Origin of the sequence: Halomonas sp. B23F22_3 (assembly GCF_043496965.1) — a bacterium.
GTDB lineage: Bacteria > Pseudomonadota > Gammaproteobacteria > Pseudomonadales > Halomonadaceae > Halomonas.
In genome coordinates, this window is the sequence record NZ_JBIEKG010000002.1 from 263,126 (window position 1) to 279,625 (window position 16,500).

Below are 16,500 nucleotides of genomic sequence, written 5' to 3' on the forward strand. Positions count from 1 at the left end.
GTTGGCCGTTGGCGCGCTGTCGTGTGCTATGGCCTGCTGCTCTTGCTGTGCCTGCTGGTGGGATCGATGTCGGCGCCCTCGGCGCTGGCCCAGGAGGACGTCTCGTCGGCGGCGGCCGACCGGCCGCTCCCCTCCCGCGAGGAGATCGAGGCGCGCCTCGAGGAGCGCCAGCCGGCCGAGGGCGAGACGCCCGCCGAGGGCGCGGAGCGGGAGAACGAGGCACTGCGTGCGGCCCTCGATGGGATGGAGCGACTGGCCACGGTGAAGGAGCAGCTGGCCGAGCTCGAGGCACGGGTCGAGCGGGCGCCCCAGGCACTTCAGCGATTTCAGCAGGCGCTTGACCAGATCGAGCAGACCGATCGGCAGACGACCCTCGAGGAGCTGGAGAAGCTCTCCCTCAAGGCGCTGGAGGCGCGCCGCAAGAATGCCCAGGAAGCCCTGTCGTCGTCTCAGGACACCCTCGCCGAGGTCTCCTCTCGGCTGCTCAATTCCCAGACCCTGCCGGAGCGCGCCCAGCAGGCCATCGGCGAGGCGATGCAGCGGGCCGACGAACGGCGTCGCCAACTGGAGGAACTGGCCGATGCCGAGGTGGCGGCGGACTCGCCCAGACGTTGGCAGCTGCGCGTCGAGCGCGCGCTGGCCGAGCAGACCCTGGCACTGCATCAGCGACAGCTGGAGACCAACAGCCGGCTGCGTGAGCTGGATCAGGAGCACCGTGACCTGCTCGAGCGTCAGGTCGCTAGCCAGGAGGCCCAGCTGACCATGCTCCAGGCGGTCATCGACCGCCGCCGTCGTGAGCAGTCCGAGCAGGCCATCGCCGAGGCGGTCAGCGAGGAGGGAGAGGGAATCGTCGGTCATCCCCTGGTGCGCCAGGCCCGGGAGATCAATCGCACCATGAGCCTCGAGCTGCTGCGCGCCACCGATCGGGCCAATCGCCTGGTTCGCGAGAGCTCCGAGGTGCGTCGTCAGTTCGACCGGGTCCGCCAGCTGCAGCGCAACCTCAACGAACAGATCGATGCCGTCCGCGGCAGCATGCTGCTGTCGCGGATCCTGCGCGAACAGCGCCTGACGCTTCCCCGGGTAGAAGAGCGGCCCGGCCTGCAGGACGAGATCGCCGACCTGCACCTCAAGCAGTTCGAGCTCGGGCGTCACCACGATCAGCTACGCGAGGGCAGGAAGCTGGCGCGTCAACGGATCGAGGAGGCCGACGCCGAGTCATCGCCGGCGCTGGTCGAGTCGCTGCTCGATCTGTACCAGGCGCGGCGTGAGCTCGTCGATCAGCTGGAAACGACCTACGGTGAGATGCTCAGCGCGGCGATCGACCTGCAGCTCAACCAGCAGCAGCTGCTGGATACCAGCCAGGAACTGCGTAACACCATCGACGAGCAGCTGTTCTGGATCGCCAATACGCGCCCTCTGAGCCTCGCCTGGCTGGGCAACCTGCCGGAGAACCTGGCCGTGGAGTGGCGCGAAGGGGAGTGGCGTACCTTGCTGCCGGCGAACTGGCGGCTGCCGAGCGCCCGTGCGCTGCTTGGTGTGCCGATCATCCTGGTGGCGCTGGGGCTGATCGCCTGCCGCCAACGTTTCCGGGCGCGGCTGTTGCGGCTGCATCAGGAGGTCGGCCATCTCAAGCGTGATTCCCAGGGGCATACGCCCCAGGCGGTGGCGCTCAACGCCCTGCTGGCCCTGCCCGGTCCGCTCTGTCTGCTGGCGGCCGGTGTCGCGCTTATCGCCGGCACCGAGGGCCTCGGGCAAGGCATCGGCCAGTCCCTGCTGCACCTGGCGCTGGCCTGGGCCGTGCTCACCTGGGCCCGCAACCTGCTGGTTTCGGGCGGCGTGGCCACGCGTCACTTCTACTGGCCCGCCGGCTATGCCGCCGCCCTGCGCCGCTGGCTGCTGTGGCTGGGCGTGGCGCTGGTGCCGGTGCTGCTGATCGCCCCGCTGGCCCTCGAGGCGGCCGTCGCGCTTAACCAGCGCCCGGTCGGTCTGCTGCTCATGCTGGTCGGCCTGCTGGCCATGAGCCTGGTACTGACCAAGCTGATCCTGGCCCACGTGCCCTTCTTCGGGGTCAAGCTGTTTCGCCTGCTGCTGGGACTCGTCATCGCGCTGGTGCCGCTAGCGATGGCGGGCCTGATCGTCTACGGGTACGAATACACCGCGCTCAGCCTCATGGGGCGCTTCGTCATCTCGCTCTATCTGCTGGGCCTGTGGATCCTGGTGGAGGCCACGGTGATTCGCGGCCTGGCCGTGGCCGCCCGGCGCCTGGCCTACCGCCGTGCCCTGGCCAGGCGTCACGCCCAGTCCCAGGAGGGCGTCGAGGGCCTGGAGGTCGTCGAGGAGCCGCCGCTGGACATGGAGCAGGTCAACCAGCAGTCGCTGCGCCTCTCCAAGCTGATCCTGATGATCGGCTTCATCCTGGTGCTCTACCTGGTGTGGTCGGACCTGCTCTCGGTGTTTGGCTACCTCGAGCAGGTCACCCTGGTGGCGCCCGGCGAGGGGGAATCCCCCGAGGCGCTCGGCGGCATGGTCTCGGTGGCCGACATCATCACCGCCCTGCTGGTGGTGGTGCTCACCCTGATGATGGCGCGCAACCTGCCGGGCCTGCTCGAGGTGATGGTGCTCTCGCGGCTGGAGCTCAAGCAGGGCAGCGCCTACGCCATCAGCTCGCTGCTCGCCTACACCATCGTCGGCGGCGGCGTGGTCGCGGCGCTGGGCACCCTGGGGGTCTCCTGGAGCAAGCTGCAGTGGCTGGTGGCGGCGCTGAGCGTGGGTCTCGGTTTCGGCCTGCAGGAGATCTTCGCCAACTTCGTCTCGGGCCTGATCATCCTGTTCGAGCGGCCGGTGCGCATCGGCGACACCATCACCCTGGGTAACCTCACCGGCACGGTGAGCAAGATCCGCATCCGCGCCACCACGGTGACCGACTTCGACCGCAAGGAGATCATCATCCCCAACAAGACCTTCATCACCGATCAGCTGATCAACTGGTCGCTCTCCGACACCATTACCCGGGTGGTGCTCAGCTACGGGGTCGCCTACGGCTCGGATCATCGCCTGGTGCACCGCCTGCTGCGTGAGGCCGCCGACGAGAACGCGCGGGTGCTGGCCGACCCCGAGCCCCAGGTGTTCTTCATGAACTACGCCGAGAGCACCCTGGACTTCGAGCTGCGCATCTTCGTCAACAGCCTCGGCGACCGACTCTTCGCCACCGACGAGATCAACTGCCGGGTGGGTGAGCTGTTCGCCGATCATGGCATCGATATCGCCTTCAACCAGCTCGACGTCTGGCTCCACCGGGCCGGCGGTCAGGCCAGCAGGGTGCAGAGCGTCTCGTCACGGCGGCTCGCAGAGCCCGACCGCCCGGCACCGGGCGCCAAGGGCGATCCGGGCAATCTCGATGCCGGGGGCGATGGCGACGGGGGCGGTGACGCCGGGCGCTGACGGGCACCCGGCAGGGGAGGCAGACCCCCGGCCAGACCGACGCCTGGCAAGAGGGCAGCGGCGGGGCGTCAGCGCCGCACGGCGTGGAGCAGGAACTCCCGGTTGCCATCGCCGCCGAGCAGCGGGCTCGGCCGCCAGTGCAGGATCTCGAAGCCGAGCTCGGCGCAGCCCCGGCGGATGCGCGCCTCCACCTCGGCGAAGCGGCGCTCGTCCACCACCAGGCCTCGCGCATTGACGCCCCCCGGGCCCACCTCGAACTGCGGCTTGACCAGGCTCAGTAGCTCGCTTCCGGGGGGCAGCAGGGCGGCGAGCTCGGGCAGGATCAGCGTCTGCGAGATGAAGGAGACGTCCATCACCGCCAGCTCCGGTCCCTCGATCTCGAGGGCCGCGAAGGCCGCCGCGAGGCGCGGATCGCTCGCCATGGCGCGCGCATTGAGGCCCTCCAGGCAGGTCACCCTGGGGTCGTGGCGCAGGCGGGCATCGAGCTGGTCGTGACCGACCTCCACGCCGATCACGTGTCGGGCACCGAAGTGCAGGGCGCAGTCGGTGAAGCCCCCGGTGGACTGGCCCACGTCGAGCACCGGGCGCCCCGAGAGCGATAGCCCGAGCGCCTCGATCAGCGCCTCGAGCTTGAGTCCGGCCCGGGAGGCGTAGCGCTCCTCGGGATCGTCTTCCACCGTCAGCTCGGTCGCCTCCGGCAGCTTCTCGCCGGGCTTGGTCAGCGGGGTGCCACCCGTCGCCAGACGCACGCGGCCATGGCGGATCAGCCGCTGGGCGCGGGTGCGGGAACGGGCCAGGCCCTGGGTGACGAGCAACTGATCGAGACGTGGCATGGCGGCTCCGGCGGGGGTGTACGGAGGCGCCATTATGGCATATCGCGTCACTCGCTCGAGGCGCCAGAGGCGGGCGGTGGGCCGTTCTCATGCACGATGCCCCCGCACCAGGGGGTACGAGGGCATCGCGTCGGGCGGTGATCGCGGTCGGCGACCGGGCTGCTGGCCTAGGGGCCCTCGTCGGCCTGCAGGCCGACGGCCGGGATCCGGTCGCTGCCCCAGCTGCGGTGGATATAGCCCGTCACCCGGTCGAGCTCCTCCTGGGTGATCTTGGCCAGCTCGCCGCGTTCCAGGGGGTCGTAGTGGTAGATGTAGAGGCGTGAGGCGAACTGCTCGAAGGGCAGCGAGGACTCGCCGAAGCGCTCGCCCTGGTCTGCCGTGCTCACCTTGATGCCATCGCCCCAGTCCTGGCCGCTGTCGTTGTTGGGGTTGAAGAAGTACACCCGCATGACGTCGTTGGGGTCGAGGTTGACCCGCAGGATGGTGATGGCGTGCCAGCCGATGAAGCGGGCGGCGCTGTCGGTGACGGCGATGCCCGCCGGCTGGGGGTGGATCAGCGGCTGGTTGCCGTTGTAGTAGGGGTGGTAGCTGGCATAGAAGTGGCGCAGGAAGTCGTCCAGCTCATGGAGCTTGCCGGTCGCCACGTCGACATTGATGCGAAAGCCCCGGCCCGACCACCAGCCGTGGAACTCCGGGTTGACCCAGCGGTGCGGGTCGCCTTCGCGGCCGATGCAGCGCCGGATCATCTCCGCATAGATGCGGTCCAGGTGCGGGACCACGATCAGCGATACCGGATCGAGGTCCATGGGCAGTGCCTGGGCGACGCCGGAGAGGCTCGCCATGGAGGAGAGCGGCATGCCCTCGAAATGGATGATGATGTCGTCGTCACGGGCCGCCCAGGTCACCATCTGCAGCAGGTAGTCCGGGTCGTTGTAGGCCCACATGGAGAGGGCGCGCGCCGACTGGCAGGTGGGGTTGTTGCCCTGGCCCACGCCCAGCGGCAGGCCCAGCATGCACAGCACGCCCTCCAGCAGCCGGGCGCGGGGCGACACGGTCTCGCCGAAGGCCAGGTTGAGGCGTGCCTGGGACCACTCCGACAGCGAGAGCCCCAGCTGGCGCCACATCGCCGGGGCCACCGGCGGCTGATAGAGGATACCGCGCTCCAGCATCAGCGCCAGGCCATAGGCGGCCTGCGGGGTGGTGGGATAGATGCCCCCGCGGATCAGCGCATGGACCAGCTCGCGGTAGCAGAGCAGGCAGTCACGACCGGTGGACGAGAGCCCCAGCGCTTCCGCCAGCAGGTGGTCGCTGTGGTCCAGCAGATGGCGCAGCAGCACCGGGTGGTAGGCGGAGACCAGGCCGGTGTCGTGCATGGCGCGGGCGAAACCGGTGGCCTCGCCCTGAAGCGCGGGGGTGTCCATGCTCGACAGCCGTTCGCGGTAGATCTCAAGCCCGGGGTCTTCACGGCTGGCCCGGGTCGGCCCGAACAGCGAGCTGACCAGGCGGTCGGCCCCCTGGCCGCTGGCGCCCAGGTCGATGTCGGGGTTGGCCTGGCAGACGGCGATCTGGGTGATCATCTGCTTGACCGGCTCGACCTGGATGGGGCGCTGCTCGATGATCCGCCAGATCTCCTCGATCAGCCGGTCGATGATGTGCTCGTAGCCGATGCGATCGGCCAGATGGCCGAACAGCTGTCGCGGCACCAGCGCCAGCTGTCCCTGGGACTCGCGTTCCGCTTCACTGGGCGTGCCGAAGAGCAGCCAGAGATTGATGGCCATCACCTGAGTCAGGTAATGGTGTGCCTGTTCCATCGAGATATGCGGGTGCAGGTAGTCACCCTTGGCCACGGCCAGCAGCCGGAGCTCGCTGAGTGCCTCGATCGCGACGGTATTGGGGTCGGGACTCTTCAGCGCATGCGGGGTGAGGGAGGGCACGAGGTACTGGGGCGTCTCCCAGTCGGACCCGAGGAAGGCCCCGGCCTCCTCGAAGGCGCGGGCGCGTTGCTCGATGGCGTCGCAGCCCCCCTCCTGAAGCATCACTTGTCGGGCGATATCGAGAAGGTCGGGCAGCACGCCCGGCTTGGAGAGGTCGCTTGCATCGCGGAGCAGGCTGACGGTGTCATCGAACGTCTCGAGCAGCCCGGAAAGTTCGCCGCTGACTCTCGTCACACCACGGCGGGTGCTGTCTGTCGTGTCACGTGGGCTCGTCACACGGACTCCTTGTCGTCAGCTGTCATGGCCTCTATGACGCCTGCATTGAGCGGAGAAATCAAGCGTCCGATTCCCGCATCGGCCCTTGTTGCCGGCAAGGCACATTGGTATAGTGCCCGCCGATCGACAGGGGCGTGTCCCGCGTCGGTCGAGGCGTCTTCGAGACGCATGTCGTGGTGGCCTCGTTGGTCCTCCCGCAACGCTAAGTCGCAAACCCCGCCAGGCCCGGAAGGGAGCAACGGTAGTGATGGACGCGTGTGCCGGGATGTGGCTTTCGGGGCCGCCTCTCTTTGTGGCCTCGGTGGCTCTTCTGTGCCGCGCCCGGCTCGCCTTACGCCTTCCCAGGCGGCCTTTATCCCGCTGTATATCTCCCGCTGCTCGCTTGCGTCCTCGACGTTATTTGCCGCCCGTTGGTGTGCCTGCGCGTGTTCGCCCGTCCGGATTCTCAGTGCGTCTTTCGCTCGTGATGTCCCGCATGATGCTCCCGGCATAAAGAGTCGGCCGGCCGCGAAACCTATTGCGGTTCCGCCTATCGAATCCCATGCGATTTTCACAAGGAGCGCGACATGAACGCCAAGAGCATTCTCGAGCAGGTCATGAAACAGGCCAGCGGCAGCCAGAAGGGCGCCGGCGGCCTGGACGTCCAGGGCATGGTGAATCGGGTCTCCTCGGCGCTTGGTAGCGGCGGCGGGTCACGGGGCGCCGGTGGCGACGCGCAAGGAAGTGGCGTCGACATGAAGAGCCTGCTCGGGGGCGGCGCCCTGGGGCTGCTGGTCGGCTCCAAGCGCGGCCGCAAGATGGGCGGCAAGGCACTGAAATACGGGGCCATCGCCGGCGTCGGCGCGCTGGCCTGGAAGGCCTGGCAGAATTCCCGCGGCGATCGTGGTGGAGAGAGTGGCGGCGATGAGGCGACGGAGGGGCGTCCCATGGAGCGCCTCGAGGGCGTCTCCCAGGAGCAGCGCAGCCTGGAGCTGCTGCAGGCCGTGATCATGGCGGCGCGCGCCGATGGCCACATCGACGACCGCGAGCGCGCCCTGCTGACCGAACAGATCGATGCCATGGGCGCCGACGCCGAGCTTCACGACTGGGTGGAGCAGCAGCTCTCGGCGCCGCTGGACGCTGAGGCCCTGGCCCGTCAGGCGGATTCGCCCCAGGCGGCGCGGGAGATGTACCTGGTCAGCGTGGCGGTGATCGACGAGCAGAACCCCATGGAGCGCGCCTGGCTCGATCAGCTGGGCGGCGCCCTGGGACTGGACGACGGCATGCGACAGGAACTCGAGCGCCAGGCGCTGACGGCGGGCTAGGCGCCGTCGCCGCGCTCTCCGCCGGGAGCGAGGGCGAGCCGAGCCGCCGGAGCAGTGGCCATAGACGTCGAAGGGGGCGCCGTGTCGAGCACGGCGCCCCCTTGCGTTGCGCGGGTGGTTCTGGCTGCGGTCAGCCGGGCTGCGGTCAGCCGGCCTGAACCTCCGGCTCACGGTAGGTGTAGACGTCGTTGCGCTCCCCCTCACGCCAGATGAAGAGGTTGAACATGGCATACAGGACGGCGATCACCGGGGTGATCAGGGCCAGGAAGGTCCAGCCCATGTAGTCCCAGGCCGACACGTCCAGCACGCCCATGTAGTAGGCGCCGCCCAGGCCCCAGGGCACCAGGGGCGAGGTCACGGTGGCGGAATCCTCGCAGGTGCGCGAGCACACCGACGGCAGGATCCTGAGCTTGCGATAGGCCGGCACCAGCATGCGCCCGGGAATGATGATGGCGATGTACTGGCTGGCGGAGAACAGGTTGGTGGCCAGGGAGGCGACGACGTGGGTCACGATCAGCCCCCGCGAGTGGCTCACCAGCCGGCCCATCTTCTCGAGCAGCACCTCGAGCATGTGGGTCTTTTCCAGCAGGCCGCCGAGGCTGAGGCCGATGAAGCCCAGCGAGATCGTCCACATCATCTCCTGCAGGCCGCCGCGGCTGAGCAGGCTGTCCACCGACTCGATGCCGGTCTCCGAGACATAGCCATAGTTCATGAAGTTCATCATGTCGCCGATCGCCACGCCCTGGACGGCGACCGCCATGGCGGCCCCGACCAGGCTGCCGATCACCATGACGGCCAGGGCGCTGACGCGACGATAGGCCAGCACGAGCACGACCAGTGGCGGCAGGAAGGCGAGCAGGCCGACCGAGTAGTTCTCCCGGATGCCGGCCAGCAGCCGGTCGGTGCGGGAAGTGTCGACGCCGCTGCCGTCGAAACCCATGCCGATGACGAAGAACAGCACCGCCGAGATGATCAGCGCGGGACCGGTGGTGTAGAGCATCGAGCGGATGTGATCGAAGAGGTCCGCCTCGGCGACCCCCGCCGCCAGGTTGGTGGAGTCGGAGACCGGCGAGATCTTGTCGCCGAAGATGGCACCCGAGATCACGGCGCCGGCGGTCATGGCGGCGGGAACGTCGAGGCCCGTGCCGATGCCCATGAAGGCGACGCCGAAGGTCGCGGCGGTGGTCCAGGAGCTGCCCGTGACCAGCGAGGCGATGGCGCAGACGATCACCGCGGTGAACAGGAAATAGGTCGGATTGATCAGCTGCAGGCCGTAGTAGACCAGCGAGGGGATGGTGCCCGAGGCGATCCAGCTGGCGACCAGGACCCCGACCATCATCAGGATCAGCATGGGCAGCATCGCGATCTCGCAGCCATAGAGGATGCCCCGCTGGATGTCGTGCCAGCTGAACCCCGACAGCATGGCGATGATGGCCGTGACCACGATGGCGAAGATCAGCGAGATATGGGTGACCCAGTCCTCACCGAGGAGGAAGATCTGGGCGAACATCATGAAGCAGAGAAAGCCGATGCAGCTCGCGGCCCCCAGGAACGAGGGACGAGTGGATGCATCTTGGGGTGTCGTGCCGTGCAAGGTGTGGCTCCTTCGAGGATGATTGTTATTGGCCGGTCCCGTGACCGCCGTGACCGCCGTGACCGCCGTGAGCGCCGTGAGCGGCTCGCGGAGGATTCGCGGCCGGGTCGGGGGCTTCACGGGTCAGGCGTGTGCGCCCAGGTGCTTGCGCAGGAAGTGTTGGGTGCGTTCCTGGTCCGGATGACTGAACAGGTGGTCGGGGGTATTGGCCTCGACCACCACGCCGCCATCCATGAACATCGCCCAGTCGGACACGTCGCGCGCGAAGGCCATCTCGTGGGTGACGATCAGCATGGTCATATGCTCCTCGGCCAGCCCCTTCATGACCCGGTTCACCTCCTCGACCAGCTCGGGGTCGAGCGCCGAGGTGGCCTCGTCGAAGAGCATCACCTTGGGCTGCATGGCCAGGGCCCGGGCGATGGCCACCCGCTGTTTCTGGCCCCCGGAGAGGGAGCTGGGATAGGCCTGCGCCTTGTCCGCCAGGCCCACGCGCTCGAGCAGTTCCATGCCGAGTTCGCGGGCGCTGCCGGTGTCCATGCCCTTGAGCTTTCTCGGCGCCAGGGTCACGTTTTCCAGCGTCGAGAGGTGGGGGAACAGATTGAAGTGCTGGAACACCATGCCCATGTTCTGGCGGATATGGTTGATGTGCCGCTCGTAGGCCAGGCCTCTCAGGTCGGGCCGGTTGACCTGGACGCCATCCAGCAGGATGGTGCCCTCGTCGATCGCCTCCAGGTTGTTGACGGAGCGCAGCAGGGTGCTCTTGCCCGAGCCCGACGGGCCGATGATGGAGATGATCCTGCCGCGATCGACGCGCAGGTCGATGCCCTTGAGCACTTCCAGGTCACCGAAGCGTTTCTTGACCCCCTTGAGCTCGACCATCGGGGTCTCTGTCGACTGTGTCATGTCACGTCCTCGTTAGCGGCGATAGGCGGCGCGACGCTCGATCCACGTCTGGCCGGCTTCCATCATCAGGTTGATCAGGTAGTAGATGACGGCGATGGTGATGTAGAACTCGAAGGGTCGGAAGGTCACGCTGATGGCGTACTGCGAGACATACACCATCTCGCCGATGCCGATGGCGGAGAGCACCGAGATGTCCTTGACCATGATGATCATGTTGTTGCTCAGCTGCGGCAGGGCCCGATAGAAGGCCTGGGGAAGGATCACGTAGAACAGCGTCCTCAGGTGCCCGAAGCCCAGCGAGCGGGAGGCCTCGTACTGGCCGCTCGATACCGACTTGATGGTGGCGATGAAGATGTCGGCGTTGTAGGCCATGTAGTGAAAGCCCAGGCCCAGCACCCCGACCACGATGGCCGGTATCAGGATCAGCTCGCCGAGGCCGAAGTAGAGAAAGTAGAGCTGCAGCAGCAGCGGCGTGGTCATGAAGAGCCAGATGAAGAAGCGCAGCGGCCAGTTCACCATCTTGCGGGTATACAGGGTGATGACCGCCACGATCTGGCCACCCACCACCGACATCACGGCGACGGCCAGGCCGATCAGCAGGGTGACGCCGACGCCTTGAAGCAGCGTGGGCAGGTAATCGATGACGGGACTGAAGTCGAATTCCATGGGGCTATCCTGGTTGTTGTGGCCCGGTAAGACGCCCAGTGAGGGTTACAGGAAGGCGTAGCGTGTGGCCCGACGGTAGAGAAACTCCACGATGCCCATGACCGCGTAGATGATGACGATGTACATCAGGGCGCTGAGCGTGAAGACCTCCAGGGGCTTGTAGGTGGAGCCGATCAGTCGCTGGGCCTGATAGGTCAGCTCGATCACCGAGATGATGGAGACCAGCGACGAGTTCTTGACCAGGATGATGGCCAGGACGCCCACCGAGCGGATCATCAGGCCGGCTGCCTGGGGCAGGACGATGTGCTGCAGGGTCTGCAGGCGACCGAAGCCCAGGGAGCGCGACGCCTCGTTCTGGCCACTGTCCACCGACTCGATGGCGCCGCGAATGGCCTCGCTCATGTAGGCGCCGATATTGAAGGCGCCGACCACCACACCACAGGTGAAGGGGTCCAGGCGCAGGCCGACGGCGGGCCCGCCATAGAAGACCAGCAGCAGCTGCACGAAATAGGGCGTGCCGCGCACCACGCTGATATAGGCACGGGCGAACCAGCGAATGGGGGGGATGCGCGAGGTGCGCATGGCCACCAGCACCGAGGCGATGAGGAAGCCGAAGAACAGCGCACGCGCGGAGATGTCCACGGTGACCCACGCCGCCTTCACCAGCAGCGGCGTGATATCAATCATCAGTTCGAAGTCCATGATCCCTTCTGTCCTATTGTCGTATTGTCAGGAAGGGGGGAGGGCAGCAGGGCGTATGCCCTGCTGTGTCGTTCCCATCAGTTGAATTCGACGCCTTCGCCGATCCACTTGTCGACGATCTCCTGGTAGGTGCCATCCGCCTTGATCTCGGCCAGCGCCTCGTTGAGGGCCTCCTTGAGCTTCGGCGAGCCTTTCTGGACGGCAATGGCGGCCGGGAAGCGCGGCAGGTCGCCGACGTCGACCTGCTTGATGGCGATATCGTCCTCGTTGAGCGCGACATAGACGGGGATGTCATCGGCGACCATCACGTCGATGCGACCGGTGGTGAGGGCATTGAGCATGTCGGGCAGCCCCTGGAAGGTCTGGTTGCGCCAGCGACCGTCGGCCTGTTCGGTGGCCCACTGGTTGCCGGTCTCGCCGAGCGTCGAGCCCACGCGCTTGCCCTCGAAGTCGGCGATGCTTGAGACGTCATCGGTCTCTTCCTGCACCCAGATGGAGAGTCCCGAGCGGTAGTAGGGGTCGGTGAAGTCGACGGCCTTCCGGCGCTCCTCGGTGGCGCTCATGCTGCAGATGCAGGCGTCGAAGCGTCCGCCCGCGAGGGCGGCGACGATGCCGTTCCAGGGTGAGGTCTGGATATTGACCTCGACGCCCATTTTCTCCGCCAGCGCCTCGGCGATATCCACGTCGAAGCCGACCACGTTGCCGCTCGTGTCGACGTAGCTGAAGGGCGGGTAGGCGCCGGAATTGGCGACCTGGAAGACATCCTCCCGGATCTCGGGAAGATCCCGGGCCTGGGCCGGCACGCTGGCCAGGGAGAGGGCGCCGAGCAGCGCCAGGGCGCCCATGAGGGAACGAGAGAAAGGCTTGTTGTGATTTGTCATGTTGATGCCTGCCTGTGGTGGGTTGCCGTTATCAGTTTATAAGGTGATTCAGATTTGGGGCTGCGGGATTGCGTTATCGACGTGATCGATGCCTGGTACCGCCATGTCCTCCTGATGTGGTGGGGGAAAATCCGGCGCAGGACGCCGTGCCTTTAGGGTCATGCGCGCTCGAGGATCATCGCGATCCCCTGGCCGCCGCCGATGCAGGCGGCGGCGCAGCCGTAGCGCCCCTGTCGATGCTGCAGGAGGCGGGCGAGGGTGCCGGCCAGCCGGATGCCGGTGGCCCCCAGCGGATGGCCCAGTGCCAGGGCGCCGCCGTGGACATTGACGCGCTCGGGGTCGAGGCCCAGCGAGTCCATGGCGTAGAGCGGCACGGCGCTGAAGGCCTCGTTGATCTCCCAGGCGTCGATGTCATCGACGTGCAGGCCGGTGGCGGTCAGCGCCCGGGCGATCGCCTTGGCCGCGCCGGCGCCCATGCGCTCCGGCGTCACGCCGACGTCGACCACCGCGACGACCCGCGCCAGGGGCGAGAGGCCGTGGCGGGCGAGGCCGGCCTCGGACATCACCAGCGCCGCGCCGGCGCCGGAGGTCAGCGGCGAGCTGTTGCCGGCGGTGATCCGGCCGCCCTCGACAAAGGCCGGGTCGAGGCCGGCCAGGCGCTCGAGGCTGGTGTCGGGGCGGATGTTGGCGTCGGTGGCGACCGTCTCGCCGGCCGGGTTGGAAAGCGCCAGGCGTTCGCCCTCGAACCAGCCCTCCCGTTCGGCCTGGGCGGCGCGCTGGTGAGAGCGCAGGGCGAAGGCGTCCATGGCCTCACGGGTGATCCCGCTCTCCCGGGCCAGGCGCTCGGCGGTCAGTCCCATGTTCATGGCGACGCCGAGGTCGAGGTCGTCACGGCCCTCCAGGGCCTCGGGGATCGTCAGCACGCCCTCCTGAAAGAGGCTCGGCCCCATCGGCACCCGCGACATGTTCTCGAAGCCGCCGGCCACGCCGGCCTCGATCGCCCCGACCTGGATCTCGCGCACCGTGGCGCGCAGGGCCGCCAGGCTCGAGCCGCACTGCTGGTCGATCTGGCGCGAGGCGCAGCTCGCTCCCAGCGCCGAGAGCCACTGGGGATAGCGTCCGCCGAAGCTCCACTGCTCCTTGACCGGCAGCGCACAGCCGACGCTCAGGTCCTCGATGCGCTCGCCCTCGATCCCGCGGCGGCTCAGCAGGGCATCGATCACCCGGGCCAGCAGGGCGTCGCCGCGCTGGCCCGACCAGGCGTCGACCTCGGGCTTGCGGGGATGGGCGCGGGTGAAGGCGCTGCGCGCATAGTCGACGAGATAGGCGTCGTTCATGAGGCGCTCCTCGGGGTGGCGTCGCCGCTGGCCCAGCGGTGAATGAACAGGGCGTAGGTGGTCAGCACCCGGCGGATGGAGTCGATCTCGACGCACTCGTCGACGCCGTGGATGCGCTGGGCGACCGGGCCGTAGCAGGTGCCGTTGATGCCGCCCGCGACGTGGAAGGCGCGCAGGTCGGTGGTGCAGGTCGAGAGATAGTGGGCCGGCGGCTCGCCGGCGAGGTCCTCGTGGCAGCGCGACAGCAGGCGGATGCCCGGCGTCTCCAGGTCCACCAGGTGGCCCTCGGAGCGGAAGCCGTGGAACTCGACCCGGGGCGCGGGCGAGCCGTCATCCATCGCCTGGTGATGGTCGGCGATGACCCGGCGGACCCGCGCCATGATCTCGTCGGCACTCATGCCCGGCGGGAAGCCGACGCGTCCCTCGAGCAGGGCATGGGCCGGCACGCTGGAGGCCCAGTTGCCGCCCTCGATCTTGCCGATGCTGAGATTGAAGGGGTGCTCCAGCGCCTCATAGGGTGCGGGGCGGGGCAGGGCGTTGATCTCTTCCTCCAGCGCCTTGAAGGCCGGCAGGTAGCCCTGCAGGGTCTCGATGGCGTTGCGGCCGGCGCGGGTGTCGAGCACGTGGGCCGGCACGCCGTCCAGGCGCATGCGAAACCACAGCACGCCCACTTGGCCGCTGTAGATCTGCGCGCCGAAGGGCTCGGGGATCAGCACGAAGTCGCCGCTGTAGCCCTGGTGCAGGCAGGCCAGGGCGCCGTTGCCGGTGCACTCCTCCTCGATCACCGTCTGCAGGGTCAGCGGGAAGTCGATGGCCACGCCGGCCTCGCGCACCGCCTGCACGGCCATCACCATGGCGGCGATGCCCGCCTTCATGTCGCCGGCGCCGCGGCCGTAGAGCCAGCCGTCCTGCTCCCAGGGCTCCCAGGGGGGGCGCGTCCACATGTCGGTGGGCTCGGCGGGCACCACGTCCAGGTGGCCGTTGAGCACCAGGTGGGGCTTGTCGCTCTGGGGATTGAGCCGGCTGACCAGGTTGTAGCGCCCCTCGCTCGACCATTCGGTGGGCGCGCGGTGGGGGTGGTCGGCGAAGCCCGGCGCGTCGAGACCGACGCGCTCGGCCGGCAGGTCCAGGCGCTCGAGCCAGCGCTCCATGGTGTCGAGTGCCCCGCGCTCCTGGCCCAGCACGCTGTAGCCGCGCACCAGGTCCCGGGTCAGGTCGAGGGTGGTGCCCATCAGTTCCTCGCAGCGCGCGAGGATGCGTTGTTCCGTGGCGTCGAGCATCAGAATCTCCCCAGCCGGTCTTCATCGATGATCAGGTCGGCCTCGGTGGCCGCGCGCAGCGTGGCCACGTCGAGCCCCTCGGCGATGTCCAGCACCTCGAGGCCCGCGTCGGTCACCTGCATCACCGCCTTCTCGGTGATGATGCGGGTGACGCAGCGCGGCGCCGTCAGCGGCAGGCGGCACCGCTTGAGGATCTTGGGGTTGCCGTGCTTGTCGTTGTGCGAGCAGAGCACCACCAGGGTCTCGACCTTCTGGGCGAGCTCCATGGCGCCGCCGATGCCCGGCGAGAACTTGCCGGGGATCTTCCAGTTGGCGAGGTTGCCCTGCTGGTCGACCTCGAAGGCGCCCATGAAGGTGACGTCCACACGGCTGCGGCGGATCATCGCGAAGGAGAGGGCGCTGTCGAAGACGCTGGCGCCGGGGCGCGCACCGATGTAGGCCCCGCCCGAGTCGATCATCTCGAGGTCGGGCGCGGCGTCGTCATCGAGAGGTTGGCAGCCCAGCACGCCGTTCTCGGAGTGCACCAGCACCTCCATCTCCGGCGGCAGGTAGTGGAACAGCCGGGTGGGCAGGCCGATGCCGAGGTTGACGATCTGGCCGGCGGTGACCTCCCGGGCCGCGCGGGCGAGGATGCGCTCTTGATCAGACGGCATGGGCGCGTCTCCCCTGGTCGCTGGTGGCGGGATCGACCTCGACGATGTGGTTGACGAAGGCACAGGGCGTATGGATGCGCTCCGGCGCGAGCCGGCCGGGGGCCTCGACGCGGAAGGCCTGGGCGATCACGCGGTCGGCGGCCATCGCCATCAGCGGGTTGAAGTTGATCGCGGTGCCGCGGTAGACGAGGTTGCCGTAGGCATCGGCCAGGTCGGCGTGGACCAGGGCGACGTCGGCGTGGATGGCCGGTTCGATGGCCCAGGTCCGGCCGTCGCACTCGATCTCGCGGCGCCCCTCGGCGACCTCGGTGCCGAGCCCGATATCGGTCAGGAAGCCGTAGTGGCCGGCGCCGGCGCAGCGGATCTTCTCGGCCAGCAGCCCCTGGGGGTGCATCTCCACCGCCAGGCGGCCGGCGTTCATCTCCTCGATGGCGATCCGGTTGAGGCCGATGTGCGAGGTGATCAGCTTGTCGACGCGGCTGGCGCGGATCAGTCGGCCGATGCCGATGTCCGGCTCGTTGGCGTCGTTCTTGATCAGCGTCAGGCGCGTCTGGCCCTGGGCCAGCAGCTCGTCGAGCAGCGCGAAGGGCGTGCCCGGCGAGCCGAAGCCGCCGACCATGATCGAGGCCCCGTCGGGGATCTCGGCGATGGCCGCCTCGAGCGTCGCGTGTTTCTGGTTGAGCAGTGTCATGGGTC

13 protein-coding genes and 1 other RNA gene are annotated in these 16,500 nt (G+C 68.1%); 3 read left to right on the forward strand and 11 right to left on the reverse strand.

Annotation, left to right across the window (positions count from 1 at the left end):
* Nucleotides 1-66 precede the first annotated feature (66 nt).
* Nucleotides 67-3,441 carry a mechanosensitive channel MscK gene (mscK, locus tag ACGTNG_RS04860; protein WP_394576172.1) on the forward strand — a complete coding sequence of 1,125 codons (3,375 nt, stop codon included), beginning with the start codon at nucleotides 67-69 and terminating at the stop codon, nucleotides 3,439-3,441.
* 68 nt (nucleotides 3,442-3,509) lie between these two features.
* On the opposite strand, the gene ACGTNG_RS04865 is transcribed toward mscK, so the two are convergent.
* Together ACGTNG_RS04865 and ACGTNG_RS04870 are read right to left on the reverse strand one after the other, a co-directional pair.
* Nucleotides 3,510-4,274: a TlyA family RNA methyltransferase gene (locus ACGTNG_RS04865; protein ID WP_394575813.1), complete on the reverse strand. Its 765-nt coding sequence runs from the start codon at nucleotides 4,272-4,274 to the stop codon at nucleotides 3,510-3,512.
* 167 nt (nucleotides 4,275-4,441) lie between these two features.
* A complete protein-coding gene (locus tag ACGTNG_RS04870; RefSeq protein ID WP_394575814.1) occupies nucleotides 4,442-6,484 on the reverse strand; it encodes a hypothetical protein in 2,043 nt (680 codons plus the stop codon).
* 183 nt (nucleotides 6,485-6,667) lie between these two features.
* Here ACGTNG_RS04870 and ffs point away from each other — a divergent pair.
* Both ffs and ACGTNG_RS04880 read left to right on the forward strand, forming a co-directional pair.
* Nucleotides 6,668-6,764, forward strand: an RNA gene (ffs, locus tag ACGTNG_RS04875) — signal recognition particle sRNA small type.
* A gap of 286 nt (nucleotides 6,765-7,050) precedes the next feature.
* Nucleotides 7,051-7,788 (forward strand): tellurite resistance TerB family protein, encoded by a 738-nt coding sequence (locus ACGTNG_RS04880; protein ID WP_394575815.1) that lies wholly within the window; start codon nucleotides 7,051-7,053, stop codon nucleotides 7,786-7,788.
* Between the two features lie 145 nt (nucleotides 7,789-7,933).
* Here the strand turns inward: ACGTNG_RS04880 and nhaC are convergent, their stop codons facing one another.
* The 9 genes from nhaC to ACGTNG_RS04925 all read right to left on the reverse strand — a co-directional run bounded on the left by nhaC (nucleotide 7,934) and on the right by ACGTNG_RS04925 (nucleotide 16,495).
* Entirely contained in the window at nucleotides 7,934-9,382 is a 1,449-nt protein-coding gene (gene nhaC, locus ACGTNG_RS04885) for a Na+/H+ antiporter NhaC (protein WP_394575816.1), read from the reverse strand.
* A 123-nt stretch (nucleotides 9,383-9,505) separates the two neighbouring features.
* Nucleotides 9,506-10,285 (reverse strand): amino acid ABC transporter ATP-binding protein, encoded by a 780-nt coding sequence (locus ACGTNG_RS04890; RefSeq protein WP_444875020.1) that lies wholly within the window; start codon nucleotides 10,283-10,285, stop codon nucleotides 9,506-9,508.
* A gap of 12 nt (nucleotides 10,286-10,297) precedes the next feature.
* Nucleotides 10,298-10,951, reverse strand: coding sequence for an amino acid ABC transporter permease (locus ACGTNG_RS04895; RefSeq protein WP_138179859.1), 654 nt, complete (start codon nucleotides 10,949-10,951; stop codon nucleotides 10,298-10,300).
* A 45-nt stretch (nucleotides 10,952-10,996) separates the two neighbouring features.
* Nucleotides 10,997-11,653, reverse strand: coding sequence for an amino acid ABC transporter permease (locus tag ACGTNG_RS04900; protein WP_394575817.1), 657 nt, complete (start codon nucleotides 11,651-11,653; stop codon nucleotides 10,997-10,999).
* Between the two features lie 77 nt (nucleotides 11,654-11,730).
* Nucleotides 11,731-12,534: a transporter substrate-binding domain-containing protein gene (locus ACGTNG_RS04905; RefSeq protein WP_318723331.1), complete on the reverse strand. Its 804-nt coding sequence runs from the start codon at nucleotides 12,532-12,534 to the stop codon at nucleotides 11,731-11,733.
* 158 nt (nucleotides 12,535-12,692) lie between these two features.
* Nucleotides 12,693-13,871, reverse strand: a complete 1,179-nt coding sequence (locus ACGTNG_RS04910) for an acetyl-CoA C-acyltransferase (protein ID WP_394575818.1) — start codon at nucleotides 13,869-13,871, stop codon at nucleotides 12,693-12,695.
* On the reverse strand, nucleotides 13,868-15,151 hold the full coding sequence (locus ACGTNG_RS04915) for an ArgE/DapE family deacylase (RefSeq protein WP_394575819.1): 1,284 nt from the start codon (nucleotides 15,149-15,151) through the stop codon (nucleotides 13,868-13,870). The genes ACGTNG_RS04910 and ACGTNG_RS04915 overlap by 4 nt, the downstream gene beginning before the upstream one ends.
* Nucleotides 15,151-15,804, reverse strand: a complete 654-nt coding sequence (locus ACGTNG_RS04920) for a 3-oxoacid CoA-transferase subunit B (protein WP_394575820.1) — start codon at nucleotides 15,802-15,804, stop codon at nucleotides 15,151-15,153. Before ACGTNG_RS04920 ends, ACGTNG_RS04915 begins: the two co-directional genes overlap by 1 nt.
* Complete coding sequence (locus tag ACGTNG_RS04925) at nucleotides 15,794-16,495, reverse strand: CoA transferase subunit A (RefSeq protein ID WP_394575821.1); 702 nt, start codon at nucleotides 16,493-16,495, stop codon at nucleotides 15,794-15,796. Before ACGTNG_RS04925 ends, ACGTNG_RS04920 begins: the two co-directional genes overlap by 11 nt.
* Nucleotides 16,496-16,500: the final 5 nt, after the last annotated feature.

Bases quoted from the DNA above. Each gene is read 5' to 3' on its own strand.
- ACGTNG_RS04890 (WP_444875020.1), bottom strand. From the start codon at position 10,285: ATGACACAGTCGACAGAGACCCCGATGGTCGAGCTCAAGGGGGTCAAG.
- mscK (WP_394576172.1), top strand. From the start codon at position 67: ATGTCGGCGCCCTCGGCGCTGGCCCAGGAGGACGTCTCGTCGGCGGCG.
- ACGTNG_RS04895 (WP_138179859.1), bottom strand. From the start codon at position 10,951: ATGGAATTCGACTTCAGTCCCGTCATCGATTACCTGCCCACGCTGCTT.
- ACGTNG_RS04900 (WP_394575817.1), bottom strand. From the start codon at position 11,653: ATGGACTTCGAACTGATGATTGATATCACGCCGCTGCTGGTGAAGGCG.
- ACGTNG_RS04880 (WP_394575815.1), top strand. From the start codon at position 7,051: ATGAACGCCAAGAGCATTCTCGAGCAGGTCATGAAACAGGCCAGCGGC.
- ACGTNG_RS04865 (WP_394575813.1), bottom strand. From the start codon at position 4,274: ATGCCACGTCTCGATCAGTTGCTCGTCACCCAGGGCCTGGCCCGTTCC.
- ACGTNG_RS04920 (WP_394575820.1), bottom strand. From the start codon at position 15,804: ATGCCGTCTGATCAAGAGCGCATCCTCGCCCGCGCGGCCCGGGAGGTC.
- ACGTNG_RS04910 (WP_394575818.1), bottom strand. From the start codon at position 13,871: ATGAACGACGCCTATCTCGTCGACTATGCGCGCAGCGCCTTCACCCGC.
- ACGTNG_RS04905 (WP_318723331.1), bottom strand. From the start codon at position 12,534: ATGACAAATCACAACAAGCCTTTCTCTCGTTCCCTCATGGGCGCCCTG.
- ACGTNG_RS04925 (WP_394575821.1), bottom strand. From the start codon at position 16,495: ATGACACTGCTCAACCAGAAACACGCGACGCTCGAGGCGGCCATCGCC.
- ACGTNG_RS04915 (WP_394575819.1), bottom strand. From the start codon at position 15,151: ATGCTCGACGCCACGGAACAACGCATCCTCGCGCGCTGCGAGGAACTG.